The 12,330-nt window shown below is 41.7% G+C and carries 11 protein-coding genes and 1 other RNA gene; 3 read left to right on the top strand and 9 right to left on the bottom strand.

Annotated features, from left to right (window positions below; genetic code table 11):
- Positions 1-33: 33 nt before the first annotated feature.
- The 3 genes from rpoZ to AC5FEC_RS04015 all read right to left on the bottom strand — a co-directional run bounded on the left by rpoZ (position 34) and on the right by AC5FEC_RS04015 (position 2,797).
- Positions 34-348 (bottom strand): DNA-directed RNA polymerase subunit omega, encoded by a 315-nt coding sequence (rpoZ, locus tag AC5FEC_RS04005; protein WP_037617682.1) that lies wholly within the window; start codon positions 346-348, stop codon positions 34-36.
- 26 nt (positions 349-374) lie between these two features.
- On the bottom strand, positions 375-1,007 hold the full coding sequence (gene gmk, locus AC5FEC_RS04010; protein ID WP_209325471.1) for a guanylate kinase: 633 nt from the start codon (positions 1,005-1,007) through the stop codon (positions 375-377).
- Between the two features lie 176 nt (positions 1,008-1,183).
- Positions 1,184-2,797, bottom strand: a complete 1,614-nt coding sequence (locus tag AC5FEC_RS04015) for a ribonuclease Y (protein ID WP_037617685.1) — start codon at positions 2,795-2,797, stop codon at positions 1,184-1,186.
- A gap of 279 nt (positions 2,798-3,076) precedes the next feature.
- Between AC5FEC_RS04015 and AC5FEC_RS04020 the strand changes: the two genes are divergently transcribed.
- Positions 3,077-3,559, top strand: coding sequence for an S-ribosylhomocysteine lyase (locus AC5FEC_RS04020; protein ID WP_493661380.1), 483 nt, complete (start codon positions 3,077-3,079; stop codon positions 3,557-3,559).
- A 107-nt stretch (positions 3,560-3,666) separates the two neighbouring features.
- Here the strand turns inward: AC5FEC_RS04020 and AC5FEC_RS04025 are convergent, their stop codons facing one another.
- The 5 genes from AC5FEC_RS04025 to AC5FEC_RS04045 form a co-directional block, all read right to left on the bottom strand.
- Positions 3,667-5,088, bottom strand: coding sequence for a cell division site-positioning protein MapZ family protein (locus AC5FEC_RS04025; protein WP_493661381.1), 1,422 nt, complete (start codon positions 5,086-5,088; stop codon positions 3,667-3,669).
- Between the two features lie 6 nt (positions 5,089-5,094).
- Entirely contained in the window at positions 5,095-6,252 is a 1,158-nt protein-coding gene (locus tag AC5FEC_RS04030) for a THUMP domain-containing class I SAM-dependent RNA methyltransferase (RefSeq protein ID WP_493661382.1), read from the bottom strand.
- A gap of 200 nt (positions 6,253-6,452) precedes the next feature.
- Positions 6,453-6,820, bottom strand: an RNA gene (gene rnpB, locus AC5FEC_RS04035) — RNase P RNA component class B.
- Between the two features lie 19 nt (positions 6,821-6,839).
- On the bottom strand, positions 6,840-7,175 hold the full coding sequence (gene gpsB / locus AC5FEC_RS04040; protein ID WP_037617694.1) for a cell division regulator GpsB: 336 nt from the start codon (positions 7,173-7,175) through the stop codon (positions 6,840-6,842).
- Between the two features lie 71 nt (positions 7,176-7,246).
- Positions 7,247-7,774: an SLOG family protein gene (locus tag AC5FEC_RS04045; RefSeq protein ID WP_493661383.1), complete on the bottom strand. Its 528-nt coding sequence runs from the start codon at positions 7,772-7,774 to the stop codon at positions 7,247-7,249.
- Positions 7,775-7,841: 67 nt separating this feature from the next.
- Here AC5FEC_RS04045 and recU point away from each other — a divergent pair, with 67 nt between their 5' ends.
- Positions 7,842-8,444 carry a Holliday junction resolvase RecU gene (gene recU / locus AC5FEC_RS04050; RefSeq protein WP_037617697.1) on the top strand — a complete coding sequence of 201 codons (603 nt, stop codon included), beginning with the start codon at positions 7,842-7,844 and terminating at the stop codon, positions 8,442-8,444.
- Entirely contained in the window at positions 8,437-10,605 is a 2,169-nt protein-coding gene (pbp1a, locus tag AC5FEC_RS04055) for a penicillin-binding protein PBP1A (protein WP_493661384.1), read from the top strand. The genes recU and pbp1a overlap by 8 nt, the downstream gene beginning before the upstream one ends.
- Positions 10,606-10,929: 324 nt before the next feature.
- Here pbp1a and pepC read toward each other — a convergent pair whose 3' ends face one another.
- Complete coding sequence (pepC, locus tag AC5FEC_RS04060) at positions 10,930-12,267, bottom strand: aminopeptidase C (RefSeq protein ID WP_493661385.1); 1,338 nt, start codon at positions 12,265-12,267, stop codon at positions 10,930-10,932.
- Positions 12,268-12,330: the final 63 nt, after the last annotated feature.

Genomic DNA, 12,330 nt, shown 5'->3' on the forward strand with positions numbered 1-12,330 from the left:
CATAGAAAAAAATAAGATTGAGTAGCCCCAACCTTAAATCTTCTCACCCTCTTCTTTTTCTTTGGCAATTTGTTCTTTGATCTTGCGCTCCTCTTCTTCTTTGCGCAGGCGTTCTTCTTCCGCACGACGGCGAACTGCTTCGCGTTTTCCTTCTGGATCTGGGTGAATCACAACATTACCAGATTCAATTTCTTCCAGAGCACGCAATGTTGATTTCTCTGATTTGAATTCCTGAGTTGGTTTAGCACCAGCTTCTAATTCATGAGCACGCTTGGCTTCCAAGATAACCAAAGAATATTTTGATGGCACCTTGTCCAACAGGGTGTCAATAGACGGTTTTAACATCATAATTTTTTACCTAATTTCTAACTTAATTATCGTATAAGTACTTCATCTTTTGGAAGCATCTCTTGGTAACGACCGATGACTCGATCCACACGAAAATGCTCCGCTTCGATCACACGTTTAACGCGTTCAGCCGCCAAAGATACTTGATCATTGACAATGGCATAGTCATACTCACGCATCAAGGCAATTTCTTCTTTTGCTTTCTCAATCCGCTGAGCAATGACTTCTGCGCTATCTGTCCCGCGACCAACCAAACGGTCTTTTAATTCTTCCAAGTCTGGAGGAGTCAGAAAAATGAAGACAGCATCCGGAACTTTTTTCTTAACCTGGAGAGCACCTTGAACTTCAATCTCTAGGAAAACATCCACACCCTTATCCAAGGTCTCATTTACATAAGTGAGTGGAGTTCCATAATAATTTCCAACATACTCAGCATATTCCAGCATCTGTCCCTGACGAATCAGCTCCTCAAACTCTTCACGAGTGCGAAAGAAATAGTCAACCCCATCTACCTCACCAGGACGTTGTGGACGGGTTGTCATGGATACAGAATATTGAAACTGATTATCAGTGCTTTCAAAAATCTCTCGTCTGACTGTTCCTTTACCTACACCTGAGGGGCCTGAAAAGACGATTAGTAAGCCTCGTTCCGTCATCATATCTCCTTCATAATCTTTCTATCTAGTGTAACAGAATTATGCTTATATTTCAAGAGAATGTCTCTATTTCTATAGTGTTCTCATCAAAAAGTTAGCAGGCCAGTCCGAAACCTCGTAGGAGAAGTAAGCACTTCACAAGAAAGAAAAAGCAAGCTGCTGCCAACTTGCTTTCCTTCTTATTTTGCGTAATCAACTGCACGCATTTCGCGAATGACTGTGACTTTGATATTACCTGGATATTCCAGATTATTTTCGATTTTTTCACGAACATCATGTGCTAAAATCGTAATCTTATCATCTTTGATCCGTTCTGGATTGACCATGATTCGAATTTCGCGGCCTGCTTGTAAAGCAAAACTATTTTTTACGCCCTCAAAGCCGTTAGCAATTTCTTCCAAATCCTGTAGACGTTTGATATAGCTCTCAAGTGACTCACTGCGAGCACCCGGACGAGCTGCGCTAAGGGCATCTGCTGCCGCAACGATAACTGCAATCACGCTCTCAGGCTCCACATCTCCGTGGTGGCTGGCAATCGTATTAACAACGATTGGATGCTCTTTGTACTTACGAGCCAATTCTGTCCCGATTTCTACGTGACTGCCTTCCACCTCACGGTCAATGGCTTTCCCAATGTCATGAAGGAAACCAGCACGACGGGCAAGATTCGCATTTTCACCCAGTTCCCCAGCAATAATTCCAGAGAGCTTGGCTACCTCAATCGAGTGACGAAGAACATTCTGTCCATAAGAGGTACGGAACTGCAAACGTCCCATAATTTTCATCAAATCAGGATGCAGGTTTGGTGCCCCGATTTCGTAAGCGGCTGCTTCACCATACTCTCGGATACGATTATCAATTTCTATCCGATTCTTTTCAACCAGCTCCTCAATGCGAGCCGGATGAATACGTCCGTCCTTCAAGAGGGCTTCCATCGTCATGCGAGCAATTTCACGACGAACAGGATCAAAGCCTGAAAGAGTGACTACTTCGGGTGTGTCATCGATGATGACATCAATACCGGTCAAGCTTTCAAAAGTACGAATATTGCGCCCCTCGCGACCAATAATCCGCCCCTTCATACTATCATCAGGTAGATGAACTGTTGAGTTGGTCTGCTCAGCCACATAGTCACCAGCAATTCGCTGCATAGCTTGCACCAAGATATCCTTGGCCACCTTGTCAGAGCGCTCTTTAATATCCTGCTCCGCTTCCCGAATACGAGTCGCAATCTCTTTAGAGAGTTTATCCTCGGTCTGCGCTAAGATAATGTCACGCGCTTCCGTTTGAGTAAGGGACGCTACCCGCTCAAGCTCAGCTTCCTTTTGCTGCTCTAGCTCAGCTACTTGTGCTTCACGCGCATCAATGTGTTTAGCTTTATCAGAGAGACTTTGTTCTTTATGCTCCAAAGTCTTTTCCTTGTTGGTTAAATTATCGTCTTTGCGGTCAAGATTACTTGCACGCTCTGTCAAGCGGCTTTCAATTTGTTTTAATTCTTGACGCTCAGACTTAAATTCTGCATCAACCTCTTCACGATATTTTCTGGCTTCTTCTTTTGCCTCCAAAAGTGCTTCTTTTTTAAGCGAACTAGTTTCACGTTTGGCTTCTTTGACAATCAAATCAGCTTCACGTTCGGCTTGTCCGCGTAAATTGGTTGCTTCTTGTTCAGCATTTAAAAGAGTAAGTTCTGCGGCATCTTTAGATGTTCTCATCTTAACCGAGATCCCTACGTATCCAATCACTAAACCAATGATGGCAGCAAAAACAAAAACAGCTATAATATTTAAGCCCATGTTTTCACTCCAAATCTATTTAATTATTGAATTCAAAATTCCATACTATTCTATCATAAATGCTGAGAATTCACAAACCTATTTTTCTAAAAAACAGGCCTGTTTTTTCTCTATTATTTGCTAAAAGGGCGCTAAATAAAAGAATTTAATATATAAAATTTTTTATTTTAAATGTAAACTTTTTTTATGCTATAATCAAGGGGAAGATTTTTAAAATATGATACGAAAGCTTATGATTGATTCTGCTTCGCACTCATCTATTATCGTAAAGGAGAACTTATGTCTAAAGAAGTTATTGTTGAAAGCTTTGAGCTGGATCATACCATTGTTAAAGCCCCGTATGTCCGTCTGATTGGTGAAGAAACTGGACCAAAAGGAGATATTATTTCTAACTTTGATATTCGTCTGGTTCAACCAAATGAGAATTCCATTCCGACCGCCGGTCTGCATACGATCGAACACCTGCTGGCCATGCTCATTCGCAAACGGATTGATGGTATGATTGACTGTTCACCTTTTGGCTGCCGCACAGGCTTTCATATGATTATGTGGGGACAGCACACAGCGACCGAGATTGCTCAAATCATTAAGTCCTGCCTAGAAGAAATCGCCCAGACAACTACTTGGGCAGATGTCCCTGGCACTACCATCGAATCCTGTGGAAATTATAAGGATCACAGCCTCTTTTCAGCCAAAGAATGGGCAAAACTCATTCTCAGCCAAGGAATTTCTGATAATGCCTTTGACCGGCATGTTATCTAAACAAAAAAATGCAGAAAATCGTCCAAATGGAATTTCTGCATTTTTTTATTTTGATGCATCATCTAGCAAGCTTAAGGACCGCTAGACAGTCTGCTGAAGTAATTGATTTAATAATCTAAATCTTCCGCATAACCTGGGCCGTTTCCTACAAAATAACCCGTCTTACAGTTGATACTGAAAAGATAAGTTCCATCTGGCTTGAAAAGGTTATAATAACCATTGCCCTTGATAATATTAACTTTTTCAAGGATGAATTGGTCCCCTGTGATATATCCACGTTCGCGTGATGTTTGCAAAATTTTCTCTAAAACTCCAGGATTAAAAATCCAAGCTGGATTATTGACATCATCGATAGCCGCTTGATTGTAAGGAACTCGGCTGAGATGACGCTGGAGGTTTACCCCATCACTTGGGAGGCCAAAGCCAGTATAGGAGTTGGAGACAGTGCCTGAACCTGAACCACCTCCAGCTGTTGCAGGACTTCCTCCTTGATCTGTGCCAGGAGCTGGTGCCGGTACTATTTGACTGCGTCCTTGAGCAACAGCTGCTTTCAGGACTTCGTCCAATTTCGCATTTCCACTTGACACATCAGAGAAATTAGCATCAGCATTTGCCTTGGCTTCTGTATTGAGGACACCGTCTGTAATGGCGCCGCCGTCAAATTGTGAATTTACACTTTGGATTGCTGAAATTTGCTTGACCAGAGCATCGTATTTAGTTTTAGCTGCATCGTAGTCGCTGGTACCTTTTAGAGCCTCAAGCTTGGCTTTCAAACTTTCTAACTCTCCAAATTTGCTGTTTTTCACTGCTGTTTGGCTACTATCTGTAAAGAATGAAGCGTACAAATCATTAAATTCTTTCAAAGAAGCTTCTTTCTTTGAACTTGACGAAACTGACTTTTTGCTTGATTGAGTGGTTGAAACGCTGGAACTCCCTGATGTTCTATTACTACTATTTCTTCCCAAGGTAAAATAGAGAGAGGTTCCAATGGCTGTAACCGCGAAAAGTGCAAGCACAGAATATAAAACTACCTTTTTCTTGTAAAAAGGAACTTCAAGGCTTTCAAAGTCTTCCTCATCTGCCTCTTGAAGCGAATCATCGGAAGGATCAACAAAAGGCTCAACTGGTAAATCATCTATTTCTAAAGCTGATTTGTTAGGAGCGAGTTCTGCCTCTTCTGCCAACTGCGTTTCATACAAATCTGCGGAATGGTCTGGGGCAGCTTCCAGTCCTTCACTTCCCCCATCCTCATTCCTTTCTTTAGCAAAATCATCTAAATCAAAAGCAACATTAAGCGGGTGCGCCTCTTCTGGAGTTTCTTCAAAGTTCTGAGTATCAAACTTCCCTGCTTCTATTTCTTCTCGGTGCTGTTTGATGTATTTATCTAAAATACTATCTTCGTCTGTTACTCCCGCTTCGACTTCCTCATTTTTACGTTTGACTTGACCAACTGTCAAATCCTTGGCTTCTTCAAAATCCAAGATCGACTCTTGCGAAGATTCTAAATCTTTTTCATTCATTATCTGCATTCCTTCCTAATCAAGAATTTGACGTTTGACACGCTCTCCAAAATATTGATATAAATCAACTTTTAAAGTACCGTTGTAGAGTTTTCGTTTTTTATCTGCCTGACCGCCATATTTGGCTTCGAAGGCCTCGTCGCTCGTCAAGATAAATTTACTCCATGTCTTCAATGGGGTAAAAGTTTCCCCCATTTCCTGATAGAGCTTGGTCACAGCATCATCGTCCAATAAACGCTCGCCATAAGGCGGATTAGAGATAATGACACCATTAATCTTGTCCGTATGAAGGTCTTGCAGACGCATTTGCTTAAAGTGAATCTGGTCAGCAACGCCGGCTTCTTCCGCATTTTTCTTGGCAATCTCTACCAGACGAGCATCCAAGTCAGAACCCGAAATATCCAGTTGGATGTCTTGGTCAATCTGAGCCAGAGCTTCTACCCGAAGCTGACGCACCAAGTCCTTGTCTACCCAATTCCAGTCTTCAAAAGCAAAGGAACGGTGTAGACCTGGTGCCATCTTCATCCCAATCATAGCCGCTTCGATACAGAAGGTTCCTGATCCGCAAGTCGGGTCAATCAAGGGTTTATCTGGATACCAGTTTGACAAAAGTAAAATCGCGGCTGCCATATTTTCCTTGATTGGCGCTCCGCCCTTCTCAGTCCGATAACCACGCTTGAACAAGCTAGAACCGCTGGTATCAATCATGACCGTCACAAGGTCTTTTAAAATGGAAACTTCAATCTTAAACTCTGCTCCATTTTCCTGCAAGGGAACACCTTCTGGACGAGCATAATGCTTTTGCAATTTTTTCACAACTGCTTTTTTTGAAATGGCTTGAACGCTGGGCTCATTATGCAGTTTTGATTTGACACATTTGGCTTTAGAAATGGGAAATTTCGCACCTAAGGGTAGATAATTTTCCCAGTCCAAAGCAAAGACGCCTTGAAAAAGCTCTTCAAATGTTTTGGCTGGAAATGTCCCCACAATAATCTTTATCCGATCTGCCGAGCGCAGCCAGAGATTGGTTTGAATAATAGTTTTGACATCGCCTCTAAAGCGAACGCGACCATTTTCAACCTGACAATCTATACCCAAATCCCGAATCTCACGGCCGACCACTGCTTCCAGACCCGCTGCCGCAGTAGCAATTAAATTAAAATTTTCTTTCATTCTTTCTTACTCTATCAAGATCCACTTGGCCAAACCGTTAAAAAACTGGTCTCAGCTCGGAATCAGAATGTTCTGGCGTGGCTACTCTTTTTGAGAGAAACCTTACTTTTATATTTCATCACTTTCATCTGTAATCTGTTGAAAGGAACTCTATGTCTTAATCAAAAAGCTAGCATACGCTAGCTAACCTATGTGCAATTTTCTATAAGCCATGTTTTGTTCCAGAAATGACTAGGTACCATCTCCTTCGATAATCATCTGTCTACTGTTTCCAGTCAGAATGCTATGTTCGTTTCCACGCATTCCGTGCCCCGACCAAAGTTTGGGTTGCTAGCTTGAGGGGTTTACCGCGTTCCACTTCTTCTGTTTCCAAAAGAACTACGTCACTGTGGCACTTTCAGACCTAATCAGACCTATCCAAAGACTTAGCCTTTTCAGTCGCCGTAACGGAAAAATCCGTCCCTAGGCTTATTGTTTCACCTAGCACAAACACTACCAGCATCACAGCCGGTGCTAGCATGGACTTTCCTCATGAAAATATCAAATCTTCACGCGATTATCCAAAAATTGCACAGTTATTAGACCAATTACATATCACGATCCACAATCTGCTTGCCAAAAACTTCCTTTTCCAGACGGTTCAAGCGCTTCAAAATATCAAAGTTGGTTGCCGATGTCATTTGTGGCATTTCTACTGTTGGTTGAACCGGCTTTGCTGGAGCCGTTTCTTCAGGCTTATTCGCCAATTCTTCTTTCAAACGACGATTTTCTTCACGCAGTTCTTGCACCAAAGCAGCGTAAGTTTCATAATCTTTGATGACATCATCCAAAAATTCATCTACTTCTGCCTTGCTGTAGCCACGCACTTCGCGCTTAAAATCTTGATCAAAAATATCTTTTGCTGTAAAAATAATACTTGCCATCTTCTCTCTCCAATCTAGTTCATCATATTCAATTATAAACAAAATCCACTATAAAAATCAAGATTTAGCCCTTATTTTCCTAAAAAATTTTCTGCTACCTCGTTTAAGTCATCAAATGTTAATTTTTTGATAAAATACTGTTCCTGATTTTTCATCTCTTGGTAAAGATATTTGAGGTTTGTCTCATTTTCTTCATCGTAAAATAGATAAGCTCCGTCCGTATTTTGAAGCAAAAATTGATTGTATTCTCGAAACTGACTGGGATTTTGATAGCTAGGGTAGGCGTATTTGACAAAATCTACTTGCTTAAAAACCACAAGTTTCGCCTGATTCACTTCATTCCAGTTTTCTCCTTGATTTTCAAATAGAAAAATAGTTGCTATCTGAAAACTGTACTCTTTTTTCAATTCCTTGGCAACATCCAACACCCATAATTCAAATCCCAGATTCCCCATAAAAATGAGCCAATCCACCCCCTCATCGAGTAAGCGTCGCAAATCCCGCCTGACACCCTCTTTGATAATCTTAATACGCATGTCTTTCTCGGTCACAATGCCAATTTCAAAAGGCTTATAACCCGCGATAAGTAGACTTGTCATTTATTCTCCCTTAAAAAATGTTTTTATGATATAATAGAGTGATGTTATTGTACCAATAAGGAGTTCTATGGTCAACTATCCTCACAAACTAAAGGTAAAAAATAAAATCTTTAGCTCATCCACAGATTTTATCAGCTTTGCCAATCGTGGGATGTCTTTTGAAAAAATGATCAACGAATCCAACAACTACTACCTAAGTAGAGGACTCGCTGTTATCCACAAAAAGCCAACACCCATCCAGATTGTTAAAGTTGATTATCCGCAGCGCAGTCGTGCTAAAATCGTAGAGGCCTATTTTCGGCAAGCTTCTACAACAGACTATTCTGGTGTTTACAAGGGGCATTATATTGATTTTGAAGCCAAGGAAACGCGGCAAAAAAATGCGATGCCTATGAAAAACTTCCATCAACACCAGATTGAGCATATGGAGGCTGTGCTGAAACAAAAGGGAATTTGTTTTGTCTTGTTGCATTTCTCAAGCCTAAGGGAAACTTATCTGCTTCCGGCTTCCTATTTGATTGAGTTTTACAAGATAGACAAGGGCGGAAAGTCCATGCCTTTATCTTATATTCAGGAAAATGGCTATCGAATCGAAATCCAGCATTTCCCCAGCGTTCCCTATCTTGATATTATTGAACAAAAACTACTAGGTGGTATTACAAATGAATAAACAGACTGTTATGCAGATATTAAAATATCTTGCAAGCGCCCTCATTTCTCTTCTCTTGCTTGGCTTTGTAGCCGGTTGTTTAGTGTTTACTTATTACGCTTCCAAGGCCCCTACGCTCTCTGAGAAAGATTTAATCGCGACTACTTCAAGTAAAATCTATGACAGTGATAATAATTTAATTGCTGACTTAGGTGCTGAGAAGCGAGTGAATACAAATACAAATGAGATTCCTACGGATTTGGTCAATGCCATTACTGCTATTGAAGATCATCGTTTCTTTAGTCACCGAGGAGTTGACTTTATTCGTATCATCGGTGCATTTCTCAGCAACCTCAAAGGTGGAGGCAGACAAGGGGGGTCCACTCTGACCCAACAGCTCATCAAATTGAGCTACTTCTCAACCTCTTCTTCAGATGCGACTCTTTCTCGTAAGATACAAGAGGCCTGGTTAGCCACTCAATTGGAGCGCAAGGCAACGAAGCAAGAAATCTTGACCTACTATGTCAATAAGGTCTACATGTCCAATGGTAACTATGGTATGCAAACAGCAGCCCAAAGTTACTATGGAAAAGATTTAAAAGATTTAACAATTCCTCAATTAGCCCTTCTGGCTGGAATGCCGCAGGCTCCTAATCAGTATGATCCTTACACAAAACCAGAAGCAGCCACTGAACGCCGAAATCTGGTCTTGTCAGAAATGTATGAACTGAAATACCTCACACCAGAGCAATATGAACAGGCTGTCAATACGCCTGTTACCGACGGCCTCCAAAGCCTAAAAGCTTCGTCTAGCTATCCAGCTTACATGGATAATTATCTAAAACAAGTAATTGAACAAGTTGAAGAAGAAACCGGCTATAACGTATTGACCACTGGAATGGAAGTTTATACCAATGTCAATACAGAAGCCCAGAAAAAACTTTGGGATATTTACAATACTGAGGAATACGTTGCTTATCCTGATGATGAAATGCAGGTTGCTTCCACCGTTATGGATGTGCGAACTGGTAAAGTTATTGCCCAACTCGGCTCCCGTCACCAGTCTACCAACGTATCTTTCGGTACCAACCAAGCCGTTGAAACTAACCGCGATTTCGGTTCAACCATGAAACCAATCACTGATTATGCTCCGGCTCTTGAAAATGAAATCTATACCTCTACGGCTGCGCCTATTACAGATGCTCCATATAATTTCCCGTATTCCAGCACACCAGTCTACAACTGGGATAAGAAATACTATGGTACTATGACGATTCAGTACGCTATTCAGGAATCCCGTAACGTTCCTGCCGTGAAAACGCTGGAAGCCGTCGGTCTAGATGAATCGCTTAAGTTCCTCAATCGCATCGGCATTAACTATCCTGAAATGTTCTATGTTAACGCCTTTTCAAGTAATACCAGCAAAGCCGGCAATGAATACGGAGCCAGCAGTGAAAAAATGGCTGCTGCCTATGCTGCTTTTGCCAATGGCGGTACCTACTATAAGCCACAGTATGTCAATCGTGTCGTCTTCAGCGACGGAACAGAAAAAATCTTTGCTGATAATGGAACCAAGGCGATGAAAGAAACTACAGCCTACATGATGACGGATATGATGAAAACCGTTCTTCACTCAGGTACAGGTACAAATGCTGCTCTTTCTGGGGTTTATCAGGCTGGTAAGACTGGAACCTCCAACTATGCTGATGATGAATTAGCTAAGCTGACCAAGCCTTACTACTACTCTAGTATTGTCACACCAGACGAACTCTTCGTTGGTTATACGCCTAAGTACTCAATGGCTGTTTGGACTGGCTACTCCAACCGTCTGACACCAATCCTTGATGATGGGGTTAAAGTGGCTACAGATGTCTACCGCGAGATGATGCTCTATTTAGCTCAAGACGGATCAGCTTCAGAAGATTGGGAAATGCCAAACGGCTTGTTCCGCAGCGGATATTATCTCTATCTAAATGGAGCAACCATGAATAATCGCTATAATACCCAACAATATTATAGCTCTACTTCTTCAGAAACTAGCACAGAAGCTTCTTCTAGCAGTTCTTCAGAGACAAGTAGCTCGGCTCCCGCCGCTAATCAATCGACTTCTTCCTCAGAGCAAACAAACGGTAGCGAGTCAAATACTCAAAATCAAAGCAGTCAGAATAGCGGAAACCGTTAGAATACTAAAAGAGTCTGGGACAAAAGTCCGACCTCAAATATAAAAAGCGAACAAAACTAGTTTTCTGGTAATCAGAATTCTGCTTTGTTCGCTTTTCGCATTTAATTATAGATTTGAAGGGCTTAATAATTAAGATTTTTAAAAATTGAAATCTTTTTGTCCCAGACTCTTTTTGTTTATATCAAAGTTTAAAACAACTGTCATCCAGTAGAAAACAAGCCTATTGATAACTGATTGCTCGTAACTCTGTCATGTGAATAAGAATTGAATTTTCGTATATAAAACAAAGAAAACAACGCCTTAATTTCAAAGAAGTCAAAAAATCTACTTACTTGCCAAAGCTCCCATTGGATCCCATGGTGCTAGGACAATTGGTTCAGCATTGTAGGCTGCCAGTTCTTCTGGTGTCAAGAAGTCTTTTCTGACCACGATTTGATAGGTGTACTCATCCATCCAAGCATCGCTGGCGACAAAGTATCCCTTATCTCCAACTTTTTCACCCCAAGAATTTTCCACCTTCCATTTTTTGGCTTGACCCTTTTCATCCAAATCCACTCCAGCCAGTACCATAGCATGGGTCATAAGGCTCTCGCTGTAATCAAGACGGCCTGCCTTATCTTGGGTCAAGAGAATATCCATGCTGGCAGTCAAATCATGCATACCTGCCTCCATGATTCCTGCCTTGCGATTACTGGATTGACCCACATCAGAGCCAAACCAAACAGTCTCACCAGCCTGCATTTGAGCAATAGCCAATTCCTTGAGCCGTTTCATTTCCACATTCAGATAACGAACTGGTCTACTGCCGACTACATTGCCCAACATTTCGACCGTGTAAGACTTGCCATAAGGTTTATCAGCTGTTGGCGCATTGATAACTGACACATAGTCATCTAGCTTGAGGTCTACATATTTTTGGTAAAAGGCCTGCGGAGTCAAATCAGCTTCCCTATGGTAGTTGCCGTCCTTGTCCCGATAAGCAAAGTCAAACTTCCGAGGCGGCAAGCCCAGTGACATCGCTAGGAAGTTGAAAATTTCCTGTAGTAAAGCTTCTTTCTTGGCTTGTAGACTAGCTTCATCTGCACAACTCAGAGCTAGCTCACGCAAGATTTGTGCATCCTGACGCAACAGTTTATTGAGCAACTGATTGAGCTCACGGCTGTTGCTAGAAGAAATCGACTCTGGATAGACTGATTTGGGTACGACCCCGTATTTCTCAAAGAGTGAAACAACCATATCCCATTGACCGCCATCCTGCTGAGGCGTATCTAAGAGAAACTTGACCTTGCGACTGGTCAATTCTTGGTCAGCCGTCGCCAAAACCTGCTCTAAGAACCAGTTGGACTTTTCATATTTATCCCAAAAGAAGGTATGAGCTTGGGATAGCTCAAAATCTTCCAGCTGGAAGCCAGCAATCATCTTGTGGCGGAAGGTATTAAGAGCTGCAAACATCCAGCAGCGACCAGAAGCTTTTTGGTCACTGACCTTATCTTTGGTGAGATCCAGTGAGAAAACAGGTGCATTTTCTACGGCAGCAGTCCGTTTTTCCAAAGAAGTCAAGAGCCCATTATGGCTAATAGCATTTTCCATAGCGGCATATTTAGCATTAGCCTCATAGTCCGCAAAAAGCTTATCTGTAAAATCTTGTTTTAATGAATACATAAATTCCTCTTTGTTCTATAGACTATTATAGACCTTTTAAAAATTCCTGCAAAGAAAAAGTTA

Source organism: Streptococcus sp. STC1396, assembly GCF_058933875.1.